This window comes from Fontibacillus phaseoli, assembly GCF_003337355.1.
Taxonomy (GTDB): Bacteria; Bacillota; Bacilli; order Paenibacillales; family Paenibacillaceae; genus Fontibacillus; species Fontibacillus phaseoli.
In genome coordinates this window covers 26194-51603 of sequence record NZ_QPJW01000017.1, presented here as the reverse complement: position 1 = coordinate 51603, position 25410 = coordinate 26194, and the positions used below count along the sequence as shown (strand labels likewise).

The following is a 25410-nucleotide window of genomic DNA, read 5'->3' as shown; positions in this document are numbered from 1 at the left end:
ATGGTGAAAATAACAAAATCCCGATTTTCCATGAAATTAAGGACCCGTATGCTGGTTATCATTTTGGGGTCGGTCGTCATTCTGCTGGGAATCATGCTTACGTTTATAGGGGTAACAACGAGAAATGAAGCGATATCCACTGCGATGTCTTTATCGAAAACCTCGGGTGAGAAAATTGGCGCGACTGTGCAGCTGGAGTTCGAGAATGCGATTGCGGTAGCCCGTAATTTGGCTGAATCCGTGGAGAGTTTGAAGCAGACCCAAACGGCGAATCGAACAGCACAGAATACCATGCTGAGAAGAGCTGTAGAGAATAACCCTTCTTATATTGGAGCTTGGGCGATTTGGGAACCTAACGCTTTTGACGGCAAGGACGCGGAGTTCCGGGGGGCCACGGGTTCAAATGAGCTCGGAAGATCCGTTCCTTATTGGAAACGGACAGAGAACGGACTAGAGCTAAGCGCGCTTCAAGCTTCGGATATTGAAGGAGAAAACGGGTTCTATGACCTCGCGAAAAACAGCGGAAAAGAGGTTATCCTGGATCCTTACAATTATTCGATTAACGGAAAGGATGTCATGATGACGTCGCTTATTGTTCCGATTAAAGAAAATGGCTCCGTGGTAGGTGTTATCGGAATAGACATCGAGTTGGAGTATCTTCAGAACATGATGGACCAATTCAAGCTGTATACGACCGGCTTCGCCCATATTTATTCGAACACAGGTACCGTCGTGACGAATCCGGATAAGAGCATCATCGGCAAAAATTTGAAAGAGGCATTCCCGGATGCGAATACGGAAACCTTGGATTTCATCAGAAAGGGTGCCTCATACACGTATATTTGGAATGAGACTTATCTTATTTACACACCGATTGCGGTGGGCCAAACCGAAACTCCTTGGTCGGTAGCTACGGTGGTTCCCTTGAAAGAGATCACAGCCGATTCGGACCGGGTTTTGACCATCATTATTATTGCCGGTTTGCTCACGTTGCTAGTATTAGGCCTCGTAGTTGTCTTACTCACCAACAGCATAGTGAAGCCGCTTAAGCTGGTGGTGGATATCGGCGAATATATGGCCCGCGGTGATTTTACGAAAGATTTGCCGGAACAGGTCTTGCGCAGACATGATGAGATCGGCGTCCTAAGCCGGGGGTTCCAGGAGATTACGCAAAGCATGAAATCGATGCTTGGCCAAGTTAATGCAAATGCCTCTCAGGTCGCTGCCGCCTCGCAGCAGATTTCCGCGGGAGCCCAAGAATTGGCCTCGGGCAGCGGTGACCAGGCGTATGCGGTCCAAACGATCAATGAATTGTTCAAGGAATTGTCCGGCGCGATCAACTCGGTAGCAGCCAGCGCGGCTTCGGCTTCGGAATTGGCGAACAAAACCGCGACGGTCGCCAGTGAAGGCGGAGCGGTAGTAGGGCGTTCCATGGAGGAAATGAATTCGGTAAGCCGTCAGGTGCTCCGGCTGGAAGAAGACTCGATCCGGATCGGCGAGATTATTGAGGTTATTGACGATATCGCGGAACAGACCAATCTGCTGGCACTGAATGCCGCCATTGAAGCGGCCCGCGCAGGAGATCAGGGACGAGGCTTCGCCGTCGTGGCGGATGAAGTTCGTAAATTGGCGGAACGGAGCGGGGCAGCGACGAAGCAGATTACAGGCATTATTAAAGGTATGCAGAACAACACGGCGGAAACCGTTAAGGCAGTGGAAGTAGGAGTGCTCTCCACGGAGCAATCCGGAGAAGCTTTTGACCATATTGTTGCCATGGTAAGCGAATCGGCGAGCCGGGTGATGGAGATAGCGGCGGCGAGCGAAGAGCAGGCAGCCCAATCGAGCGATGTCGTGGCCGCGATCGAGAACATCTCGGCAGCGACGCAAGAGACAGCGGCAAGCAGTGAGGAAACGGCATCGACTGCAGGGGCTTTAGCCGAACTTGCCGATGAATTAAACCGCATGGTAGCGGCGTTTAAAGTCTGATTACGCAGGAGGTGGAAACATGCAGGTAAGCGGTCAAGAGCAGTACGTTGAATTTGGAATTGAACAAGAGCAATACGCGATCCGGATTCAGGATATACATGAGATTATCAAAATCCAGGAAATTACCGCCATCCCGAATGTCAGGGAATATGTTAAGGGTGTCATCAATCTGCGGGGAAGGATCGTTCCCGTAATCAGTCTGCGCAGTTTATTCGGCAGTAACGAAGCGGAATATACCAAAAGCAGCCGGATCGTTGTCATTCATCATCAAGAAGAAGCGGTCGGCATTGTCGTCGACCGGGTAAACAAGGTGACGACGTTTTTCGATATTCAACCTCCCCCGGAGCGGGTTGGAGGCGTACAAGGGAGCTTTTTCACGGGAATCGGGCTTGCAGAGAGCGGGCTGGTCGGCATCTTGAGGCTGGATGAAGTTCTTTTGCATGAATAAGGAGGCATATTGTCGTGCTATCTGAATATAGAGAGGTTTTTCTGGAGGAGCTTGAAGAACAGCTGCAATTGATGGATGAGGAAATACTGAAGCTGGAGCGGGAAGAGAATTCCCATGGCGTCGTGCAGAGCTTGTTCCGCGCGGCGCATACGCTAAAAGGTTCCTCGGCGGCCATGGGCTTTGATGTAATGAAGCAGTTGACCCATGAGATGGAGCAGTTGCTGGATCTGGTCCGAAGCGGAAAACGTGCCGTAACCGGAGCCTTGATCGATCGCTTATTCCATGCCTTAGATCACCTGAAGCTGCTGAAATTAGACATCGTGGACGGCGGAGGCGGCACAGGGATCGATATCTCTGCCTGTGTTCAGGAATTGCATAGTTTTGCAAACGGGGCGGAAGAGGTGAGGCAAGGAGTCGAACAAGCTGTTTCGCCGGTTCAACCGGTGGCTGACAAAATGGAATCCGCCCCTTTGCGGACGAGTTCCGTAAAGCCGGTTCTTTTACTCGATACCCGGCTCAAAGTAAGTGAATGCCAGGATCAGGGCCGGCAGGTAAACTGGATCTTTGTTCGGATTTCAAGCTCCTGCCCGATCAAGGGCGCGCGGGCCTTTGTGATTCAGTCCAGTCTGGCCGAGTGGGGCGAAGTGTTATATACCCATCCGGAGCTGGAAGATATGGAGGAGCATAGCTCGGAACCGACCGAGATCGCCTACCTCCATGCGGGCCAACGCAACCGGGAAGAACTGCGGGCACTAACCATGGATTTAATGGATGTGGAAACGGTGCGGATCGAGCCCGTATCCACGGAAGAAATCGAGCTCGTTCAGCCTTCTCCGGTGTTATCCGCTCCTAAAACGGCGGGGCAAGAGGATGCTTCCTCTCCTGCAAAGACCAAGCAGCAGACGATTCGAGTTAATGTCGAGCGGCTGGAGCATTTAATGAATCTGGTCGGTGAACTGGTCATTGACCAAACCCGGATTCATCAAGTAGAACGTATCCAGAGAAGGCGGTTTACGGATGACTCGGTGGAGGAACTGGGGCATATTTCCGACCATTTATCGCGAATTATCGGAGATTTGCAGGAGAGCGTGATGAAGACCCGGATGCTTCCGATTGAGCAGCTCTTTAACCGGTTTCCGCGGATGATTCGCGATCTGTCGCGGGATTTGGGCAAAGAAATCGAGCTGGTCATCGAAGGAAAGGATACCGAGCTCGACCGGACGCTGATTGAAGAAATTGCCGATCCGTTGATCCATTTAATTCGAAATGCGGTAGACCATGGCATCGAGGCTCCCGGGGTGCGCGAGGCAGCCGGCAAATCGCCGAAAGGGACGCTAACCATACGGGCTGCTCATGAAGATAACCAGGTCGTCATCTACGTGGAAGACGATGGAGCCGGAATCCACGCGGAGAAAGTCAAAGCTTCCGCGATGGCCAAAGGTGTAATTACGCAAGAGGAGGCTTCGTATTTGTCGGAGCCGGAAGCGGTCGAATTGATTTTCCGGCCGGGGTTCTCTATGGCAGCGGTCGTCAGCGACGTTTCCGGCCGTGGCGTCGGGATGGACATCGTCAAGAGCCACATTGAGAAGCTGAACGGACTGATCGAAATTCATACGGTAATCGGCAAGGGGACAACATTCAAAATCAAACTGCCTTTGACTCTGGCCATTATTGATGGGCTTCTTGTCAAACTAGCGGGACAAACTTACATTATCCCCATGAGCAATATTTCGGAAATCGTCAGAGTCACGCGGGAGGATATCGTTACGGTGCGGGGACAATCGGTCATTTTGCTTCGCAATCAGGTCATTCCGGTCGCCCGGATTCATGAGTACTTTCATTTGCCGGTAACGGAACACTCCAAGCAGAATATTTCCCTTGTCATTGTTGGATCGGCGGAGAAGCGTCTGGCTTTGGTAGTGGATGAACTAATCGGTAATCAGGAAATCGTAATCAAGTCGCTTGGCTCCTATATAGGCAAAGTGACCGGCATTGCAGGCGGAACGATTCTCGGTGACGGAAGCGTTGCGCTGATTATGGAAATAGTGGGAATTATCAGTAAGATCGGCGGTAAAACCGTGTCATAAAAAAAGGAGGCGAAGGCGAGGATGGTAACCTCTCTGCAGCCGGATCAAGATTTTGCACGGTTTGTCCAGCTCGTAAAGACAAAGTCCGGCATTGATTTGGCTTTATATAAAGAACCGCAAATGAAACGTAGATTGAGCAGCCTGCGCGAGAGAAGAGGCTATGACAGTTTTGTTGACTTTTATAATGCATTTTCAGCCCAGCCTGCACTGTATGGCGAATTTCTGGATCAGATGACGATCAACGTATCGGAATTTTTTCGGAACCCGCAAAGATGGGACGTGCTGAGGGGTAAAGTCCTGCCCGAACTGCTGAAACGCAGCCCGAGGCTGAAATGCTGGAGTGCGGCCTGCTCAACGGGAGAGGAGCCGTATTCCATAACGATGCTGTTATCCGAATTTATGAATTTGAAGGAAATTCAGCTGTTGGCAACGGATTTGGATCAGAATGCCATTGGAAGGGCGAAAATCGGGAACTATCAGGCGGCAGCGGTCAAGGATGTACCCAAAGCGCATTTGAACCATTTTTTCAGGAAATACGACGAACGGTACCTGATCTCGGATGAAGTAAAGCGTTGCGTGCAGTTTAAGCAGCATAACTTGCTTGCCGACCGTTATGAAACGGGGTTCGACCTGATCGTTTGCCGGAACGTGCTGATTTATTTTACGGATGAAGCGAAAGAGAGTATCTTTGCTAAGTTTAGCCAGGCTTTGAAGCCGGGCGGTTACTTATTCATCGGGGGAACGGAGCAGATTTTTCAACCGCATCTGTATGGGTTGGAAGCAACGGAAACCTTTTTTTACAGAAAGCAATAATTCAATTTAACTAAAGGAAGATACCAGTCATGGGGAAAATTAAAGTACTCGTCGTTGACGACTCGTTGTTTATGCGCAGGATGATCGTTCGGCTGGTGGAAGAGGATGAGGATATTCAGGTCGTCGGCACGGCCCGCAACGGGGCCGAGGGCGTCAGGATGGTCAAAGAGCTGCGGCCCGATGTAGTGACGATGGATATTGAAATGCCGGAAATGAACGGAATCGAAGCGCTGGGAAAAATCATGGAGGAACTGCCGACGCGGGTCATTATGCTCAGCTCCCTCACTAGGGAAGGAGCCGAAGAAACGATCACGGCGCTACAAAGCGGGGCGGTTGATTTTATACCGAAGCCTTCCGGAGCCGTCGGCACGGGTCTGGTCGGGGCCCGGGAAGAGATCGTTGGCAAGATCAAGGCAGCGGCCCGGACGCAGCTTTCGGTGTTGATTGCCGCACGCCGCGGGGGAACCCCGCAGGCCGCATGGGAGCCCAAGCGCGTTGTCTCGGATGGGGCCAAAGAGTTCCGTCAAATCGTGGCGATTGGCACATCGACGGGCGGTCCGAAAGCCTTGGAGACGGTGCTGACGGGACTGCCGGCGGATTTTCCGTACCCCGTTCTTGTTGTACAACATATGCCGCCGAAGTTCACGCTGTCTTTAGCTCAGCGACTGAACAACTTATGCCGGATCCGGGTCGTGGAAGCGGAGGACGGGCAGCTGGTGCAAGGGGGAACCGCCTATATTGCACCCGGCGGCTATCATATGACGCTGGTTAGGAAGAAAGACGAGTTTCGTATTGTTTTGCACCAGGAACCACCACAAAACGGCCATCGTCCTTCGGTGGACGTCATGTTCGACTCGGTATCCGCTTTGCCGGGATTAAAGAAGCACTACGTGCTGATGACCGGCATGGGCAGCGACGGCGCAAGGGCGATGGCGCAGGCCAAGCGGCAGGGGGCCGAATCCACAATTGCGGAAGCCCAGGACACCTGCGTGGTGTTCGGCATGCCGCGGGCGGCGATCAGTCTCAATTGCGTCGACCACGTCGTGCCTGTGACCGTAATTGCCGCAAAAATCCGGCAATTGACAAAGGTTTGATAACGGGGACATTCCTTAGTTAATAAGGAATGCCCTGTTTTTGTCGACAACCGAGACATACGGGTTGTCCTGGTAATAGAAGCGCCAAGGCACTTCGGCGTATTCCGCCGCATAGGCGATGTTGATGCGCGGCGCCGCAAGGATGATATCCGAGCCGTCGTCCCGGGCCGGCGGCTCGGCCGGGGTGCCCGCTGCTTCCAGCCGCAGCGGGCTGTCGCCGCTGTGCAGCAGCACGCCATTAAGCGACTTGTCGATGTTAAGGGCCCGGCATAATTTGCCTGGTCCCCCCGACAAGTCCATTGGCCGGCGGGCAAGGGATCCGCGATAGGCGCGCATAAGGTCCTCGTCTCCCGGCGTCAGCGGCTCCACGGCCCGGATCAGGACGGCCTGCGGGTCGTCCTGCGGCCCTGTGACCACATTCAGGCAGTGGTACATGCCGTAAATCAAATAAATATAGGCGGCTCCGCCCTCGCCAAACATAATCTCGGTACGGGCCGTCCTCCGGCCCCCGTACGCATGGCTCCCCTTATCCTCTACGCCGCCGTAGCTCTCCGTCTCAACGATCCGGCAGCGGATCTCGCCTTCTTCGGTCTCGCGGACGAGCGTCTGCCCCAGCAACCGGGGCGCCGCCTTCAGCGCCGAAACGGCATAAAAAGAAAGCGGGAGTAGGCCTCCCGCGCTAAAGTTGCTAGGCATAGACTTCATAGACTCAGGCCTCCTCTCTCTCGGATTTTCGCCATTCCGGAAGTGTTTGCTTAGAGACCCCGGAATGACGTTCAACCCCTGTCAGGTTTACCTTTATATTATAAAAACTGCTGTTTGGAGCGCAAGTCGAGCGACTGCCCCCCCGATTGCCCCGGCAATCGGAGAGCCGCCTGTGATGCAAAATTAACTGGAAAATATGCAGTTAATTTTGAGCAAAAGGCCCTCGAAGGTCAATTAACTGGAAAACCTACAGTTAATTCCGCGTTTTTGCTGATTTGGCTGACTTTACTCCGAATTAGATGGAGGTTCTCCATCTAATCCAATCCAGCAGCCGAATCGGGTCAAATTAACTGTAGGAAATCCATTTAATGTTGCGGCGCTTGCGGACGGTACTTAATTCAGCACACAAGCAACCTATCCTCGAGAGAGTTCAACTGCCGCACACCAACTACCATTCCAGGCAAGGTATTTATTCTATAGCACAAGTAACTTCACCACGAGTGAGTTCATTCAACGCGCACCAACTTCTCACTTCGGCAAAACTCTAACTGTACTCCTCGCCGTTCTAATCCATCCACCAGCGTTTCAAATCGCTCCACCAGGAGTGGCTTTCCGATTTGTCCTTGACCGGCAGCGGCTCGGCAGGCTGTTCGCCTTCACCGTGTTCGGTGCAGAATTCGGTCGGCTCCGTACCTTGCAAGAATACCTCCAGCTTCTTGTCCGGGCAGTCGGCGGTCGCGAGCTTGCCGGTGGCGGAGTCGATGTAGACGCTAACTACGCCGTCCGGTATCGGAAAAATTTTCGGCGGCACCTTTTCCAGCGCGTTCTCCATAAACTTGGCGAAGATCGGCGCAGCCCGGCGCGACTCAGCCGTGCCGAGCGTCTTGCCCTTGTCGTAGCCGACCCAAACGGCCGTCGACAGCTCCGGCGTAAAGCCGACCAGCCACGCGTCCGTACTGGTCGTTCCGGTCTTGCCGGCCACAGGCCGCTTAATCTCGGCGGATACCCGGTTGCCGGTGCCGCCGATTTCAAACACGCTTTCCATCAGCTGCGTAAGCACATAGGCGGCGGCCGGCTCGATCACTTGCTCCTGCTCCTTCATTTGAGGAGCTTTATAGAGCGTATGCCCTTCCTCATTCGTAATTTTCAGCACGGCGACAGGCGTTACCTTTCGCCCTTGATTGCTGATGACGGAAAACGCGGCGGCCATTTCGAACGGGCTGATCGGGGAAGTGCCCAGCGCTAATGAAGGCACGGGTTCCAGCGGGCTGGTGATTCCCATTTTTTTGCCCAACTGAATCACTTGTTCGGCCCCCACGGTTAGAATGGTGTTAACCGCGTAAATATTGTCCGATGCCGCAATCGCTTTGCGCATATCGATTTCCCCAAGATACTTGTCCCCATAGTTTTTCGGACTGTACGTCTTCCGGTTATCGTCATAGTGGAACAGCGTGGGCTGGCTGTTAAATGTGCTGACAGCGGTCATTTTTTTCGATTCCAGCGCCGCCAGATACATAATCGGTTTGAAGCTGGAGCCGGGCTGCCGGGTGGTGGCAAACACGTGATTATACTGGCTCACTCTGTAATTCGCCCCGCCGACGAGGGCTTTCACATACCCGTTCCGCGGATCGATGGATACGAGCGCCGCCTCCAAGTCGGGGCTGTTCTGAAGCTCCGAAGCTACGGCGGCCTCGGCGGCGCGCTGCGCGTCCATGTCCAGCGTCGTATAGATACGCAGCCCGCCATGCTCCAGCATACTTTCTTCAAAACCCAGCTCATGCACCACAATGTTCCGGATGTAATCCCGGAAATAGGGGGCTTCCTCGGTGCGGGTCCGCTGCTGCGGAGATTGGAAGGACAACAGCTGGTTATAGGCCTCGTCGGCTTGTTCTTGCGTAATCAATCCAGTCTCGACCATGGCGGCCAAAATGATTTTTTGCCGGTCCTTGGCGTTTTTCATATGGTTGTAGGGAGAATAATAGGTAGGTCCTTTGGGGATGCCGGCCAAAATAGAGCTTTCGGCCAGATCGAGATCCTTGGCGGACTTGCCGAAATACATTTGTGACGCCGCTTCAATGCCGTACGCTCCGCGCCCGTAATAAATCTCGTTAAGGTACATATTCAAGATTTCATCTTTACTGTATTTCATTTCAAGCTGCGCCGTGAGTTTGGCTTCTTTTAGCTTGCGTGACCAGGTTCGTTCGTGGGAGAGATACAGATTCCGGGCCAATTGCTGGCTAAGCGTGCTGGCTCCCTGGACTTTGTCCATTTCTTTCAGATTGACCAACAGTGCCCGCAGCATCCCCTTAATATCAAAACCGTAATGATCATAAAATTTCCGGTCCTCCACCGCCAAAGTCGCTTTGATCAACCACGGCGATATCTCATCCAGATCCACATACTTCCGGTTGCGCTCGCTGCTTGAAAAAACGGTAACAGCCTGTCCGTTGAGGTCGATCAGCTGCGAATTTTTGGCCGAATCCGCCGGAGGAAGGCTGGTTTGCGATAAATATAACAGTACAATGCCGAGAAACGCCGCTCCAAATAAGCCGGAGTACAAGGTATATTTCATCAGCCTCAGAAGCCGGCTGCGTGGCGGTTTGCGCTGGCTGCGGACAAGTTTATGCATTAGGGACCTCCTCTTTTACTCCCGGCCCGGATAATTAAAGGGAAAAACGCCGGATATAGCGTTAATTTCGCAACATGTAGATGCTGGATAATTCTAGTATGGGACAGATTATTAAGGTTATTCATAAAGGGCAAAAGGACCAATTATCTTGTTTCGTTGACGATGATAATCGTTATCAATTAGAATGAAGCTTATTACTTATGGAACTTATTACTTATGAAGCTTAACTACCTATCAGGCTTGATTAATATGAAGCTTAATTACTATACGGTACTTGGGAGGGTTGACCTTGGATTGGGAGGAATATGCGGATTTCTGGAATCATGCGCTGATCCAGATTACGGAAATCCGGCATTCGGCGGTAAGGCCATGGGGTCAGGAAACTTCTTTGTTCGCGTCCAGCGGGTATTTGCTTATGGTGCGCGGGAAAGGCAGCCTGCGGCTGGATAAGTCCAATCATGGCATTGACGGGTTCTGTCTATTGCATGCCGGTAAGGGCGCCTTTTTATCCATAGAAGCAAGCGACGAAGAAATCGAATATTACGCCATATATTATCAAGGAGAAATTTATGCGCGGACTGGCAAGGTCAAGAAACTTTCGCCATCCAAGAACCCGATGAAGCAAACCAGCGTCTGGATCCCGGAAGCCCCCGTCGTTCTGTTTCAGATTGTCCGGGCGATGTATTCGGATTGGGATCGGGGGTATGTGCCCGCACTGAACCAACTTTACGCCAAATCCCGATTTTATGAGTTCGTTTACGAGCATATCCGTCAGCTTCAGCTAGGGGAAAGTCCCTCCAAACCTCTCGATGTGGCGGAACAGATCCTTCATTACATTCACAAGCATTACAATGAGCCCATTTCCCTGGAAATGCTCGCCAAGAAGTGGAACTACAGCATGCAGTATCTTTCCAAGCAGTTCAGGCAGCGTACGGGGAAAAGTCCCATCGACTATGTCATCCAGGTACGGATCGACAAAGCGAAGGAGATGCTGTCCGGCACCGGGGCGAGCGCGCAGGAGATCGCTTCCGCTGTCGGCTATACGGATGTATTTTACTTTAACAGGGTGTTTAAAAAGCAGACCGGGCTGACTCCCGGACAGTATAAAGCCGAAGCGTCTTTAGGCAACGAGGATTCAGATTCTCCATGGATTACATTCATATCCTCCATTGGCGGGATGTCCCAGCATCGTTATATTAATAATGATAATCATTATCAATATAATGAAAAAGGGGATATATACATGTTTAACGGTTCGAGATCAACCCGGCTGCTGACTTTCATGCTTTGCTTTACATTAATGCTTACCGCCTGTTCGGGAGGGGGAGCAGCCGAGAACCGGAATTCGGCGGCTAATGCCGCAGGACAGGAAGCGGAAACGACCGGGCAGGAAAATAACGGGTCACAAGCCTCGGATACTGCCGGTACACGGAAAGTATCTACGGTGATGGGAGAAGTCGAAGTGCCTGCGGAGCCTAAACGGGTAGTAGCCGATTGGTATCTCGGCGATATTTTGGCATTGGATGTGATGCCAGTGGGAGTCAGCAAAACGCTGCTGGATTACGGTGCGTTCCTGAAGCCGCTTGTCCCCGCTAGCGTGGAGGATATAGGCCGGGACGGTCAGGTGTCTCTTGAAAAAGTAATGACGCTTGCCCCGGACCTGATTATTACCTGGGATCAAGAGGCGTATGAGAATTACTCTAAAATTGCCCCTACGGTCGTCTTCGATTCGACCCAATACAGTGATATTCATGAAGAGATCACCGCGATGGGCGAAATCTTGAACAAGCAGGACAAGGCCAAGGAGTGGCTTGCCGATTTTGACCGCCGCAAAGAGGCTGCGCGCAGCAAAATCGATCAGGTCATACCCGAAGGAGCCACTTTTACCATCGTGGATTACGTTACGGTAGAGAAATTCGCAATGGTTGTGGGTGATTTGGGAGAACGCGGAGGAAAAGCCATCTATCAAATTCTGGGACTCACGCCTGCTCCAAAGGTGAAAAGCGAGCTGATCGACAAGAAGGAGAGCCGGGTTGAATTGTCCTGGGAAACCGTCGGCGATTACGTCGGCGATTACGTGATCGTTCTGGTCAATGAAGGCCAAGAGCCGCCTAAGCTTCCGTCGACCTGGACCTCGCTTCCGGCAGTGACCCATAATCGCGTGTACGAGATCGAGATGAAGAAATATTTTGCCTCCGACCCGATGTCGGCCCTCTTGCAGGCGGAAGAAATTGCGGACAAGCTGGCTGGGAACACGAAAAACTAGTTTGGAATGTAAAAGGAGGAGGGACTAATAGATGTATAAAAAACCAACAACGCCGCTGATCCTGACACTTCTGCTTGTAATGTCCTTGGTATTAGGCGCTTGTTCCTCAGCGAATAAATCCGCCTCGGGCGCCGGGGAACCGGATACGGCCGGGCAGGCCGATGCAGGCGTTTCCGCCGGAACCAAAAGGGTCGATACCGTATTCGGCGAGGTTGAAATTCCGCTTCAACCGCAGCGGATCGTCGCTTTGGATTACTTGTCCGCCGTCGTTTCTCTCGGATTCAAACCTGTGGGAGCGCCGCAATATTTTATTGATAACCCTTATCTGGGCGATAAAACGGCAGGCATTGAAAGCGTCGGCGACTGGGATCCGTCCATGGAAAAGATCGTTGCCCTCTCGCCGGATTTAATCCTTACGTTCAACAACGATCAGAGCGCTTATGAGAGTTATTCCAAGATCGCTCCAACGATCGTGGTTCCCTACAATACTTACAAAAACGCGCATGAGGAAATAGAAGGCCTGGGGAAAATGCTCGGCCGGGAAGAAGAAGCCAAAGCCTGGCTGGAGGAGTATGACCGGCGCGCAGAAGCCGCCAGGGCTAAATTGAACGGGATTATCGGTCCGGAGGAGACCTTTACGCTGATGTCCATCGACGAGAAGAAAATGAATCTTTTCGCGGATAATTACGGCCGCGGCGGCCAAGCGATTTACAATGTGCTTCAGCTTACGCCTCCGGAGATCATCAAGAACGAAATTTTTGGAGATACGCAGGTGAAGAGCCTCTCGCTTGAGGCGGTTAACCAGTATGCGGGCGATCATATTTTCCTGGCCATTCCAAAGGAAAAGATGGGTTATCAAGGCGATAAGATCTGGCAGTCGCTTGAGGCAGTGAAAAATAACCGTGTCTATGAGCTGGACAGTGACCGTTACTACTATTACGATCCGGCGGCCGTGATTGGACAAGCCGAAGAAATTGCCGATTTGCTCGTTACGCGAAACGCCAAGCAAGCGGAATGAAAGGTGACGAACGATGAACACCCATGTCCAATCTTTAACGAGGGAGCTTCCGCGGAAAACCAAGACTTTGCGGTCACGGCCGCTGGCAGCCACCCTCATTCTGATCGGGGGGGCCGCGGTCCTTCTCTTGAGCATCGCCTTATCCATCTGTTTCGGGGCGGCGGATATCCGGCTCCCCGTGGTATGGTCGGCTATATTCCATTTTGATCCGGCGGCGACCCAGCATCAGATCATTTGGGAGCTTCGCTTGCCTCGCGTATTGGGCGGAGCTTTGGTCGGCGCCTCCTTCGCGGTTGCCGGAGCGATCATGCAGGGGATGACCCGAAATCCCATGGCCGACTCCGGCCTGTTGGGGCTGAATGCGGGGGCGGGCTTCGCGCTTGCGCTGTGCTTTGCCTTTTTTCCCGGCCTGCCGTTTTTGTATCTGATCCTGTATTCCTTCGTCGGAGCAGGACTCGGCGCAGGCGTCGTGTACGGAGTCGGTTCCCTGGCCAAAGGGGGCTTGACGCCGATCCGGCTGATCCTGGCCGGCTCGGCGCTCAGCGCTCTGCTTAGCGCTTTGAGCGAAGGGATTGCGCTTCACTTCAATGTGGGGCAGGATATCGCCTTCTGGGTTGCCGGGGGCGTAGCCGGTACAAAGTGGTATCAGCTCAAAACCATGGTTCCCTGGGTCGGGGGCGCCCTCCTCGGCTCTATTGTCTTATCCCGCTCCATTACGATGCTGAGTCTCGGGGAGGACGTTGCAAGAGGATTGGGCCAACGGACCGGACTCGTTAAGCTTGCCGCGACGGTCATTGTGCTGGTCCTGGCCGGTTCGGCGGTTTCGGTGGTCGGCCCGGTGGGCTTCGTCGGTTTGATCATTCCTCATCTAACGCGATACTTGGTCGGCGTGGACTACCGGTGGATCATCCCCTGTTCGGCCGTTTTGGGAAGCTTGCTGGTAGTTTTGGCCGATTTGGCCGCCAGGATGATCAATCCTCCATACGAGGTGCCGATAGGGGCTCTCATTTCTTTGATCGGCGTTCCTTTCTTCCTGTATTTGGCCCGCAAAGAAAGGAGGGAGCTCTAAACATGGAGATGGAAAACAACCTGCCGGTGAATCCGCTTGGCAAAAAACAAAACAAAAAGGGAGCTTTTGTCCTTTCCATACTTGGCCTGCTGATCCTCGTCTCGTTCATGATCAGCATGAATACGGGCTTCATCCGGCTTTCGCCGGTGGATTTAACGCATACACTGCTGGGAAAAGGCACGGCCCAACAGGAGTTGATCTTGTTCGACTTCCGCCTTCCGCGGATCGTGATCTCCGTGTTGATCGGCGCCGGACTCGCGGTTTCCGGTTGCGTGATGCAGGCCATTTCGCGCAACGCTCTCGCCGACCCCGGCATCTTGGGGATTAATTCCGGCGCGGGGTTGATGGTGATGCTGTTCATCTTCCTGTACCCCAGCGCCTCCGCCGTACCGGCGATGCTCTTGCCGGTGCTGGCTATGGCAGGGGGAGCGCTGACGGCAGCCGTGGTGTTCGCCCTGTCCTATAGCCGGCACAAAGGCATTATGCCGACAAGACTGCTCCTTACCGGGGTTGCCGTGGCCGCGGCGATCAGCTCCGCCATGATCGTCCTGACGCTAAGGCTCAGCCCGGAGAAATATCAATTCGTCGCCACTTGGTTGGCCGGCAGCATTTGGGGAACAAGCTGGAAGTTCGTACTAAGCCTGCTGCCGTGGATCGTTTTTCTGCTCCCTTATGTCTTTTATAAGGGAAGGGTCTTGAATGTGCTTAACCTGGGTGAAGCAACGGCAACCGGCCTGGGGACCTTCGTTTCCCGCGAACAGCTAAAAACGCTGGCCGCCGCCGTAGGTCTCGCCGCTTCTTGCGTATCGGTCAGCGGGGGCATCGGGTTCGTGGGCCTCATCGGTCCCCATCTGGCCCGCAGGCTGGTCGGTCCCAAGCATCAATGGCTGCTGCCCGCGTCGGCTTTGGCGGGAGCGCTGCTGGTGCTTACGGCGGATACGATCGGCAGATGGATCTTGCAGCCGACGGAAGTGCCAACGGGGATCGTGGTAGCCGTAATCGGCGCCCCTTATTTCTTGTACCTGCTGGTCAAGACCAAGAATTAACTTAACAAACATCGGGAAAGAAGGGATGCACCGACATGCTGAGGCGTTTTTTTGAATACTATCGCCCTTATAAAGGATTGTTTGTTCTGGATTTCTCCTGCGCCATCTTTGCCGCTTTGCTGGAGCTGGCATTTCCACTGGCCGTGAATCAAGTGGTGGATACGCTGCTGCCGAGCGGGAACTGGAGATGGATTTTTTACGCCTGCCTCGCCTTGCTGGGGATCTATGCGGTGAGCTCGTTCTTTCATTACGTCGTCACCTATTGGGGTCATAAACTGGGCATCAATATCGAGTCGGATATGCGGAAGAAGCTGTTTGACCGCGTACAGAAGCTGTCCTTCCGATTCTTTGACAACAACAAAACCGGACATCTCGTCTCACGCATGACCAACGATTTGATGGATATCGGCGAGATCGCCCATCACGGGCCGGAGGATTTGTTCATCGCCGTCATGACGCTGGCCGGGGCGTTCGGCATTATGCTCGGAATCAACTGGCAGCTTGCGGTGCTTACTTTTATCATCGTGCCGTTGATGATTTACTTGTCGCTCTTTTTCAGCCGGAAAATGTCCCGGGCCTTCAAAAAAATGTTCGCCGATATCGCCGATTACAATGCCCGGGTGGAGAACAACGTAAGCGGAATCCGCGTCGTGCAGGCTTTTGCCAACGAAAATCATGAAATCGCCAAGTTTGCCGAAAACAATGAACGCTTCCGGATAACTAAACTGCTTACTTACCGCATTATGGCCTGGAACTCATCGCTTAGTTTTATTTTGATGAAATTCGTTTCGTTGTTTGTATTGATGTGCGGAACCTGGTTCGTGATTCAGAAACAGATGACTTATGGGGAATTTATTGCCTTCGTGATGCTTTCGAACGTGTTTTTGGGGCCGATCGAGCAGATCAACCGGGTGATTGAAACCTACCCCAAAGGCATCGCCGGATTTAAACGGTACCTGGAACTGCTAGAGCTTGCGCCCGATGTGGCCGATGAGCCCGGGGCGGGACCCGTTCAAAACGTAAAAGGGGATATTTCGTTCAGAAATGTGACCTTCGGGTACGAAAATAAAGAAAAAATACTGAAAGGCTTGAATCTGGATATTGCGGCGGGAGAAACGGTCGCTTTGGTAGGTCCCTCGGGGGCCGGAAAAACCACGTTATGCAGTTTGCTGCCGCGTTTTTACGACGTGGATGAGGGGACCATCTCGATGGATGGGCGGGATATCAAGAGCATCACCTTGGAATCGCTGAGGTCGCATATCGGGATTGTGCAGCAGGACGTGTTTCTGTTTGACGGAACGATCCGTGAAAATATCGCCTACGGCGATCTGGGCGCGACCGAGAAAGCCATTTGGGAGGCCGCCCGGATGGCGCAGCTGGAAGAGCTGATTCTCGAGCAGCCGCAGGGCATGGACACTATGATCGGCGAGCGAGGCGTGAAGCTCTCGGGCGGTCAAAAGCAGCGCCTGTCGATTGCGCGCATGTTCCTGAAGAATCCGCCGATTCTTATCTTGGATGAAGCGACATCAGCTTTGGATACGGAGACGGAAGCCGCCATTCAATTGGCCTTGTCCAAGCTGGCGAAGGGAAGAACGACGCTGATCATTGCGCACCGTCTGGCGACGATCAAGGACGCTGACCGGATCGTCGTGGTCGCCGAGCAGGGGATCGCCGAGGAGGGCACTCATCGTGAGCTTATGGAAGCAGGAGGGGCTTATAGCCGTCTGCACCGGGCCCAATTCGGCATGGCGGAGCAAGTCTCCTGAGGACAGGAGGAGCAGCGATATATAGAGAAAATTTGCACTGGAGGAATATAAGATGTCGATACCTTTGGATTTATATGACGTGACCATCATCGGCGGGGGACCTGCGGGAATGTATGCCGCTTTCTACAGCGGGATGAGGGATCTCAAAACGAAGCTGATCGATGCGAACCCGGAACTGGGCGGGCGGATGCTGATCTATCCGGAGAAAATGATCTGGGACGTAGGCGGCGTAACACCGACGCTCTGCAGGACGCTGATCAAGCAGTTGGAACAGCAAGCGAAAACCTTCGATCCGACGATCGTGCTTGGCGAGCAGGTGATCCGGCTACAGAAGCAGGGGGACGGCACGTTTATTCTCATCACGGAATCGGGCCAACGTCACTGGACGCGCACGGTGATCATGGCAATCGGATACGGGATCCGGAAAATGGCCAAGCTTGAAATTGAAGGAGCCGACCGGTATGAAGTAACGAACCTTCATTATACGGTGCAGGAGCTGGAGGTATTTCGCGGGAAGAAGGTACTCATTTCCGGCGGAGGGGATTCCGCGGTGGATTGGGCCAACGAACTGGAGAGCATTGCGGCCCGGGTCACGATCGTTCACCGCCGCGAGGAGTTCGGCGGACACGAACGGAACGTGGCTCGGATGCGAGCTTCCTCCGTGGATGTGCGGACTTCTTGCCTCGTCGGTAAACTGCACAGCCAGGACGGCGAAACGATCGGGCAAGTCACGATCTGTCAGGTCGACGGAATCGCCGAGGATACGATCGATGTGGATGCCGTTATCGTCAATCACGGGATGCGCAGCGACTTCGGCCCGATTCGGGAATGGGGGCTGAACATGGGCGAGTGGACGGCGGAGGTTTCCGGGAAAATGGAAACCAATATTCCGGGAGTTTTTGCGGCCGGCGATTTCGTCGACTATGAGACCAAGGTTCGGCTGATCGCCGGAGCCTTTACGGATGCAGCTTTAGCCGTCAATAGCGCCAAGCTGTACATGGAGCCGGATGCCGAAAAGGTGGCCTACGTTTCCTCCCATAACAGCCGCTTTAAAGAGAAGAATCGCGCTTTGGGCGTGGTAGAGGATGCATAATTGGGTATAGAAACGGTGAAGCTTCCGATGATAGAGGTTGTTCAAAAAGTCATCTTTCCACGACGAAGCAGATCAGGATGAGGATTCGACGTCGAATCTTGAATTCAGCCGGGCCTTCCGTTGCTCACGTACCCCATGTACGCTCCGCTACTCAGTCCCCGCTTCATCCAACCTTCTTGGTCCTGAAAACCTGACTTTTTGAACTCGCACTAATAGGGAGCTGGCCGTTTTTTTATTGCGTAAATAATATAAGACGAACTAAAGAATGCGATGCAGGCAAGGGAGTAAAATGATTCCGAAGAAGTTGAAAGCTTTCTGCAAGAAAGCTGCATCGGAAGCATAGGCTGCGTTCGCCTTTGGTTCCGGATTTCCGCCGTATTAGATTCTATAAGATCAAGAAATCTGGAACCAACAGCGATCGTAGGAACATTTTACGTACTTGCCCCACATCCAATTAATGGTTCACCTTATATACCGGAAACATTTGGCGGTAATGACTCGCACAGCGAACACCAACTGTGTTATTATCAATTTTGTTTGGCAGGGGTGAATAATGATTCAAACACTATTCTGGCGGAAAGAAGGGTTGTACGATGGAATTGTGGTATACGGAGAAGCAAACGCCCGTCTTCGGCATCACAGCAAAAATTCGTGAAACTTTAGTGACGGAGAAGACGGATTTTCAAGACCTGGCGATGATCGATACCGAGGAGTTCGGGCGGATGCTGGTGCTCGACGGCATGGTGATGACCACGGTCAAGGACGAGTTTGTTTATCATGAGATGGTGGCACATCCGGCGCTGTTTACCCATCCGAATCCTAAGCACGTGCTTGTCGTAGGCGGCGGCGATGGCGGGGTGATCCGCGAAGTGATCAAGCATCCCCAGGTGGAAAAGGCCGTTCTCGTTGAAATTGACGGAAAAGTGATCGAATATTCGAAAAAATACTTACCGGAAATCGCCGGCGAACTGGACAACCCCCGGGTTGAGGTTCAGGTGAACGACGGATATATGCATATTATCGAAAGCAAGAACAAATACGACGTGATCATGGTCGACTCGACCGAACCGGTGGGCCCGGCGGCTCCGCTGTTCGAACGCGGATTTTACCAGGGCATCCACGAAGCGCTGAAGGAAGACGGCATTTTCGTTGCGCAAACGGACAACCCTTGGTTCAAGGCCGACCTGATTCAAAAGGTCAACAAGGACGTCAAAGAAATCTTCCCGATCGTCCGCGTGTATGGGGCCAACATTCCCACTTACCCTAGCGGTTTGTGGACGTTCACCATGGGCAGCAAAAAGCATGATCCGCTCGAAGTCGACGAGACGAAGATCCCGGAGCTCGATACGAAATACTATACGCCACGTTTGCATAAAGCAGCCTTCGTGCTGCCGAAATTCGTGGAAGATCTTGTGAAATAGAGGGAGAGAAAAAGAATGAAACTGGATCAAGCTTATTCAGGCAACGTATTTATTTGTAGTTCCGAGGACTATGCGTCCTCCAAAGCGGTCATATACGGGATGCCGATGGATTTCACGGTCAGCTACCGTCCGGGTTCCCGGTTCGGTCCGGCCCGTATTCGCCAAGCCTCGGTAGGACTGGAAGAATACAGCCCTTACTTGGACAAGAGCATTCTCGACGCCACTTATTTCGATGCGGGCGATCTCCTGCTGCCGTTTGGCAACGCCGGGCGCAGCCTGGAAGTGATCGGCGAGTATGTCCGCAGTTTGCTGGCCGACGATAAATTCCCGATCGGTCTCGGCGGCGAGCATCTTGTGACTTGGCCGGTGATTCAGGCGATGTATGAGAAGTATCCCGATCTGGCGCTGATCCATATCGACGCGCATGCGGACTTGCGCGAGCATTACGAGGGCGAGCCGTTATCCCACTCGACGCCGGTCCGCAAAGCGGCCGAACTGATGGGCGGGAAGAACATTTACCAGTTCGGCATCCGTTCGGGTTCCAAGGAGGAATTCCAATACGGACGCGAAAATATCAATTTCTATCCTTTCGATGTAGCCGCGCCGTTGAAAAGCGCGCTGCCGAAGCTCGGACGCCGTCCGGTCTACGTGACGATCGACATTGACGTGCTCGACCCGTCCTGCGCTCCCGGCACAGGGACGGCGGAAGCCGGCGGCATTACGTCGAAGGAATTGCTTGAAGCCGTGCATCTGATCGCGGGCTCCGACGTAAACGTCGTCGGCTGCGACCTCGTGGAAGTCGCTCCGATCTACGATCCGACCGAGCAAACACAAATCGTGGCGGCGAAGCTGATCCGCGAAATGTTGCTAGGATTCGTGAAGTAAAGCGCAGTAAGCTACTTTATATACTGAAGGTAAGCACCTCCTATTCGTAAACCTGGTTTGCGGGTAGGAGGTTTTTTTATATCCACCGGATCTCCGGGTTTGGAGCCTTTCTCCGAAACGGGTAATAGTAATGTAATGGAGGTGTTGAAAATGAACAAACAACAATTCCGGTTTTGGCTCGTCCCGATGCTATGCCTTGGCTTGATCGTCGGCATGTGGGCTCTCCCCGGTCCACCGGTATCCAAAGCTGCGGCAGCCGAGGACGGCAAGTGCGGGCAGGGCGATCACGGATTGCTGAAAAAGCTGAAGGAGGAACGGGCGGGTGCCGATCAGGATCCCCTTAAATTCAGCGATATCGATTTTTTGAGTACATCGACAGGGCGTGCAGCCGGAAACGGTTTTCTGATCGGGACGTCGGACAGCGGCTGCCATTGGCAGGATATTTATACGGGGCAGTGGCAATTTGAACAAATCGAGTTTCCGGACAATGTGAAGGGCTGGGCTTTGGCCCGAAGTGGGAAATCTCCGAATTTCAACCTGCTTCGTACCAAAGACGGCGGCTCGAAATGGTCTACTGTTTATACGGCTGGCCAATCGTTGCAACGGATCGATGTTCATGATGCCGAGACCGTGGTCGGGTATACGAGGAACGCGGCCTATGTGACCAAAAACGGCGGAAGTGCTTGGGCCCGGATTCCGACGCCGGCCAATACGCGGGCTGCGCTGTTCCCTAAGGATGGAGCCCTTAAGCGGGGATGGGCCATGACGGTGAAGCCGGGCGGTGGAATCCAATTGATGAGGACCGCTGACAGTGGGCGCCATTGGCGGGAGTCGTTAACCGTTTCCGGAGGCATCGGCGGCGAAATCTATAGCAGCGGCGATCAGGTATGGGTGCTTGTGCGCGGGGAATCCGGCATGTCGCAGGTATCGTATTCCCTTTACGCCAGCCGGGACGGCGGAAAGACCTGGACCCGGGTCATCGCGCAAAACACGGCCGGTGGCGGACCGGCACCCGGTTCGGGGAAAGCCGTAGCGGAGCGGGGACCCGCGAATCCCGGCGGACACCTCGGGAATCTGGCCATCGCGGATGGGGCGGCTTACCTGGCCGGCGGTTCTCCGGCAGCGGGCAAGGTCGGTGTGGGACGCTCTTATAATGGAGGCAAAACCTGGAGTAACGTCCCGGCGACGCTTGCCGGATTTGAGGCAATAATTGCCTTTCCGGCGAAGAAAAGCGGTTGGCTCGTCGTCACCAACCCGGATGACGCGGCGATTTACCTCACCAAAGACGGCGGGGCTAGCTGGAATATCAAGTTTGATTTATAGAGGTTGTTCAAAAAGTCATCTTTTGATCACGAAGCATTTCAGGATCCTTAACCGACATCGAATCTTGAATTCAGGCGGGCCTTCCGGTGCTCACGTAGGTTTTGCCTACGCTCCGCTCCTCAGTCCCTCCTTCATCCAACCTTCTCGGTGCTGAAAAGTCGACTTTTTGAACACGCATTTAAACGGAAAGTAACGTAAACCATTCATATACAGGTCAAGATAAGCACTTAAAGGAAATCCGGTTTATATCCGGGTTTCTTTTTTCTTCTCACTTAGGCAGAACCTCATCGTATTGAATTGAAACAATGAACTGGATATAGTAGTACAATAGGATACAATGTAATATATAGAATGGGGATTTGGGATATGCCGGATCAGAGCAGAGCCAAAATTGTGGTCACGAGCCGCCAGAACGGGGAGGAAACTCTTCAGGAAGTGACGGGAGAGGTCTTTGTCCGAGGGGATGCGGCCTACATCAAATATGAAGAACCCGAGCCAGGGGCGAACGGGGGTACGACGCGAACGATGATTAAAATCTCCGGTGGCGAACTGAAAATTATGCGTCACGGCGAAGTGGAGTCGGAGCAGACGTTTCAGGTTGGACGCAAGCTGCCCGGATTTTATCGTGCACCGTTTACGAAGTTCAATCTGTCCACGCATACGCGAACTCTGGAGACGCGGCTTAACGGACCTTATGGACATATCGCTTGGGAATACGATTTATTTGTGTACGAAGAATTGTCGGGACATTTCGCCAATAGTTTACATATACAGGAGGAAGTTTAAATCATGAGTCAAAATCCGTTGGAACAAATCAATCAGACCTTGAAAGAGGCCGTTATTGAAGCCATTACCGGCGCCGGGCTGGCGCAGCGCGAAGAAATACCGGTCATCGTGCTTGAAGTGCCTAAAGACAAGGCCCACGGAGATCTGGCTACAAATGCGGCCATGCAGCTGTCCCGGATCGCAAAGAAAAATCCGCGCCAAATCGCGGAGGAAATCCTAAGCCATCTGGATTATGCCAAGGCGGGAATCGAGAAAGCCGAGATTGCAGGACCGGGCTTTATCAATTTTACGCTCGGCAAAAGCTATCTCTACCCGATCGCTCTCCAAGTTTACGCTCAAGGAGAGAATTACGGCCGCATTGACGCCGGCAAAGGGCAAAAGGTTCAAGTCGAATTCGTCAGCGCCAACCCTACGGGCAGCCTGCACCTTGGACATGCCCGCGGGGCCGCTGTGGGCGATGCGCTTTGCAACGTGCTTGATTTTGCCGGTTATCAAGTAACCCGGGAATACTACATTAATGATGCGGGCAATCAGGTGGCCAACCTGAGCAAATCGATTGAAGCGCGGTATCTGCAAGAGCTGGGCCAGGATGCCGAAATGCCGGAGGATGGTTACCACGGCGAGGATATTAAAGGTTTTGCCAAGGAGCTCGCTGCCGAGAAAGGCGACTTGCTGTTGTCGCAGTCTCCCGAAGAACGCGAGGCCTTCTTGCGGAAATACGGCTTGGAGAAAGAACTGGCGAAGATTCAGCGCGATCTCGGACGATTCCGCGTCGGTTTTGACGTCTGGTTCAGCGAAACGTCGCTGTACGAGAACGGTCAAGTCGAGGCCTCGTTGAAGGAACTGAGTGACAAAGGCCAGACTTACGAGCAGGAAGGTGCGACCTGGCTGCGGACGACACAATACGGGGACGACAAGGACCGCGTTCTCGTCAAGAACGATGGCACCTATACGTATTTGACGCCGGATATTGCCTATCACCGGAATAAATACGACCGCGGCTTTGATCAGATGATCAACATCTGGGGCGCCGATCATCACGGCTACATTCCCCGCGTTAAGGCGGCGATGCAGGCCATCGGCAACGATCCGGCGAAATTGACGGTATTGATCGCCCAGATGGTCAGCCTGTTCCAAGACGGCGAAAAGGTGAAAATGTCGAAACGGACCGGTAAAGCGGTGACGATGGTCGACCTGATGGATGAAGTTGGCGTCGACGCTATCCGCTACTTCTTTACGATGCGTAGCATGGACTCGCATCTTGATTTCGATATGGACCTTGCCATTTCGACATCTAATGAGAATCCGGTGTATTACGTGCAATATGCCCATGCACGGATTTGCAGCATTTTCCGTCAAGCGGAAGAACAAGGCGTTGCGATTCCGGCTCCAGATAGCGTAAACCTGCAAAAATTGACGGCGGAACACGAATATGATTTGCTGCGGAAAATGGGCGAGCTACCGGAAGAAATCGGCGTCGCGGCCGAGAACTATGCTCCGCATCGCCTCGTGCGCTATGTGTATGAGCTTTCCGCCATGCTCCACAGCTATTACAGAGCGGAGCGCGTCATTACGGAAGACGCGGAGCAAACCGCAGCGCGCCTCGTGCTGTTGGGTGCCGTTCGCACGGTCATCGCGAATGTGCTGAAGCTGATCGGCGTATCCGCGCCGGAGCGGATGTAGCCCATCACGCGCCTGTGGCAGCCGTGATTGACAAAAACCGTCAGGGACTAGGATCTCCCTGACGGTTTTTTGCTGGCTGCGGCCGGCTTGCCGCGCAACAGGCGGGCGGCGTTGACTTCTCCGGCGCCGAGCTTCGTCTTGGACGACGGGGAATATAGAGGGCGGGCTGTGCGACGCAACCGCCTTTTGATCTCCCCCGGCGACAACCCCGGCCGATGGGCCAGAAGCAGGGCGATCGATCCGCTGACATGGGAGGTCGCCATGGAGGTGCCGTTCATCTCGCGATAGCCTCCGCCAAGCCAGCATGATTTGACCTTTTCCCCCGGTGCGTAAATATCGATGCGGGGGCCGTGATTGCTGAAGGGCGCAATTCGTCCGTCCTTGCCGGTAGCCCCGACGGAGATGGTATGGGGATACCGGGCCGGATAATCGGCGCCTCTGCTTTTTTTGTCATTGCCTGAGGAGGCTACGACGACAATGCCTGCGTTGTAGGCCTTGCGAATGGTGTTCTGCAAGGACTGGCTTTTGCTCTTCATGCCAAAGCTCATATTGATGATGTTCATACGGTTTTGAACGCACCAGTCTATGCCGAGGATAATATCGGATACATAGGCGGAGCCGTTGTGATCAAACGCTTTTACAGGATAGATCAGGGAACGGGGAGCAACACCCATCATGCTTTTGGAGCCGCCCGAGGCGGCGATGGTTCCGGCGATGTGCGTGCCATGGCCGTTATCATCGAAAGGAAGACTCATTTGGTTCAACAGATTGACGCCTCTTGCAAGCGAATGCCGGAGATCGGGATGATTAAAATCGGCTCCCGTATCAATGACACCGATGCGGACCTGATTGCCTGTCGAGACCGACCAGGCGTCCGGAGCGCCAATATGCCGCACCCCCCATGGGGTGCCTGTGGGTAGTTCTTTGCTTGGGACCGCGGCGGAGTGCACGGCAACCCGGGCATCTTCCTCGACGAGCAGACCGAATCGTCTCCAGGCTTCTCCCCCCGGCAGAGGCAAGGGGCAAAAAAAAGCCTGAAGCAACGAGGAGGTGCGTACCCGCCGTAAGGCCGGATATTGGCGTCTTCGTGCTCGAAGTTGTTTCACGAATTCGGCAAATAGCGTAGGATGCGGAAAGCGGATAATGCGGCGGCCGCTTTTTCCGGAGGTGTCGATGTGTTCATTCAAATACCGCAGGAAGCTGGAGTAGTCCATTATGAGTAGCCCTCCTGACGAAGCGTGTTGCAGTATTGTATGACAGCACCCTACAGCCTGAATGGGAAAGAGGCCCTG

Annotated in this window: 19 protein-coding genes; 16 read left to right on the top strand and 3 right to left on the bottom strand. The window is 53.5% G+C overall.

Annotated elements, in window-relative coordinates:
- Genes DFP94_RS23455 through DFP94_RS23435 form a run of 5 tightly spaced genes read left to right on the top strand, consistent with a single transcriptional unit; the run spans position 1 to position 6428 of the window.
- Entirely contained in the window at positions 1-1986 is a 1986-nt protein-coding gene (locus tag DFP94_RS23455) for a methyl-accepting chemotaxis protein (protein WP_181873273.1), read from the top strand.
- Between the two features lie 19 nt (positions 1987-2005).
- Entirely contained in the window at positions 2006-2434 is a 429-nt protein-coding gene (locus DFP94_RS23450; protein ID WP_114498903.1) for a chemotaxis protein CheW, read from the top strand.
- Between the two features lie 14 nt (positions 2435-2448).
- Entirely contained in the window at positions 2449-4521 is a 2073-nt protein-coding gene (locus DFP94_RS23445) for a chemotaxis protein CheA (protein ID WP_114498902.1), read from the top strand.
- Between the two features lie 21 nt (positions 4522-4542).
- On the top strand, positions 4543-5334 hold the full coding sequence (locus tag DFP94_RS23440) for a CheR family methyltransferase (RefSeq protein WP_114498901.1): 792 nt from the start codon (positions 4543-4545) through the stop codon (positions 5332-5334).
- Positions 5335-5363: 29 nt separating this feature from the next.
- Positions 5364-6428, top strand: coding sequence for a protein-glutamate methylesterase/protein-glutamine glutaminase (locus DFP94_RS23435; RefSeq protein WP_114498900.1), 1065 nt, complete (start codon positions 5364-5366; stop codon positions 6426-6428).
- Positions 6429-6443: 15 nt separating this feature from the next.
- Here the strand turns inward: DFP94_RS23435 and DFP94_RS23430 are convergent, their stop codons facing one another.
- Together DFP94_RS23430 and DFP94_RS23425 are read right to left on the bottom strand one after the other, a co-directional pair.
- Positions 6444-7133, bottom strand: a complete 690-nt coding sequence (locus DFP94_RS23430; RefSeq protein WP_245955077.1) for a DNA-3-methyladenine glycosylase — start codon at positions 7131-7133, stop codon at positions 6444-6446.
- Positions 7134-7698: 565 nt separating this feature from the next.
- Positions 7699-9762 carry a transglycosylase domain-containing protein gene (locus DFP94_RS23425; protein WP_114498899.1) on the bottom strand — a complete coding sequence of 688 codons (2064 nt, stop codon included), beginning with the start codon at positions 9760-9762 and terminating at the stop codon, positions 7699-7701.
- Positions 9763-10051: 289 nt separating this feature from the next.
- Between DFP94_RS23425 and DFP94_RS23420 the strand changes: the two genes are divergently transcribed.
- The 11 genes from DFP94_RS23420 (at position 10052) to argS (ending at position 24118) form a co-directional block, all read left to right on the top strand.
- Positions 10052-12028, top strand: a complete 1977-nt coding sequence (locus DFP94_RS23420) for an AraC family transcriptional regulator (RefSeq protein ID WP_114498898.1) — start codon at positions 10052-10054, stop codon at positions 12026-12028.
- A gap of 31 nt (positions 12029-12059) precedes the next feature.
- Positions 12060-13046 (top strand): ABC transporter substrate-binding protein, encoded by a 987-nt coding sequence (locus DFP94_RS23415; RefSeq protein ID WP_114498897.1) that lies wholly within the window; start codon positions 12060-12062, stop codon positions 13044-13046.
- A gap of 13 nt (positions 13047-13059) precedes the next feature.
- The gene (locus DFP94_RS23410) at positions 13060-14115 is read left to right on the top strand and encodes a FecCD family ABC transporter permease (RefSeq protein WP_114498896.1); all 1056 of its coding nucleotides are present in this window, start codon (positions 13060-13062) and stop codon (positions 14113-14115) included.
- Between the two features lie 8 nt (positions 14116-14123).
- A complete protein-coding gene (locus DFP94_RS23405; protein ID WP_114498934.1) occupies positions 14124-15161 on the top strand; it encodes a FecCD family ABC transporter permease in 1038 nt (345 codons plus the stop codon).
- A gap of 35 nt (positions 15162-15196) precedes the next feature.
- The gene (locus DFP94_RS23400) at positions 15197-16927 is read left to right on the top strand and encodes an ABC transporter ATP-binding protein (RefSeq protein ID WP_114498895.1); all 1731 of its coding nucleotides are present in this window, start codon (positions 15197-15199) and stop codon (positions 16925-16927) included.
- 52 nt (positions 16928-16979) lie between these two features.
- Positions 16980-18020 (top strand): NAD(P)/FAD-dependent oxidoreductase, encoded by a 1041-nt coding sequence (locus DFP94_RS23395; RefSeq protein ID WP_114498894.1) that lies wholly within the window; start codon positions 16980-16982, stop codon positions 18018-18020.
- Between the two features lie 593 nt (positions 18021-18613).
- Positions 18614-19441 carry a polyamine aminopropyltransferase gene (gene speE / locus DFP94_RS23390; RefSeq protein WP_114498893.1) on the top strand — a complete coding sequence of 276 codons (828 nt, stop codon included), beginning with the start codon at positions 18614-18616 and terminating at the stop codon, positions 19439-19441.
- 15 nt (positions 19442-19456) lie between these two features.
- Complete coding sequence (gene speB / locus DFP94_RS23385; protein ID WP_114498892.1) at positions 19457-20326, top strand: agmatinase; 870 nt, start codon at positions 19457-19459, stop codon at positions 20324-20326.
- Positions 20327-20476: 150 nt separating this feature from the next.
- Complete coding sequence (locus tag DFP94_RS23380) at positions 20477-21649, top strand: WD40/YVTN/BNR-like repeat-containing protein (protein WP_114498891.1); 1173 nt, start codon at positions 20477-20479, stop codon at positions 21647-21649.
- A gap of 366 nt (positions 21650-22015) precedes the next feature.
- Positions 22016-22435: a YwiB family protein gene (locus DFP94_RS23375; RefSeq protein WP_114498890.1), complete on the top strand. Its 420-nt coding sequence runs from the start codon at positions 22016-22018 to the stop codon at positions 22433-22435.
- A gap of 3 nt (positions 22436-22438) precedes the next feature.
- A complete protein-coding gene (gene argS / locus DFP94_RS23370; RefSeq protein WP_114498889.1) occupies positions 22439-24118 on the top strand; it encodes an arginine--tRNA ligase in 1680 nt (559 codons plus the stop codon).
- A gap of 47 nt (positions 24119-24165) precedes the next feature.
- Here argS and DFP94_RS23365 read toward each other — a convergent pair whose 3' ends face one another.
- Positions 24166-25332 carry a S8 family peptidase gene (locus DFP94_RS23365; RefSeq protein ID WP_114498888.1) on the bottom strand — a complete coding sequence of 389 codons (1167 nt, stop codon included), beginning with the start codon at positions 25330-25332 and terminating at the stop codon, positions 24166-24168.
- Positions 25333-25410: the final 78 nt, after the last annotated feature.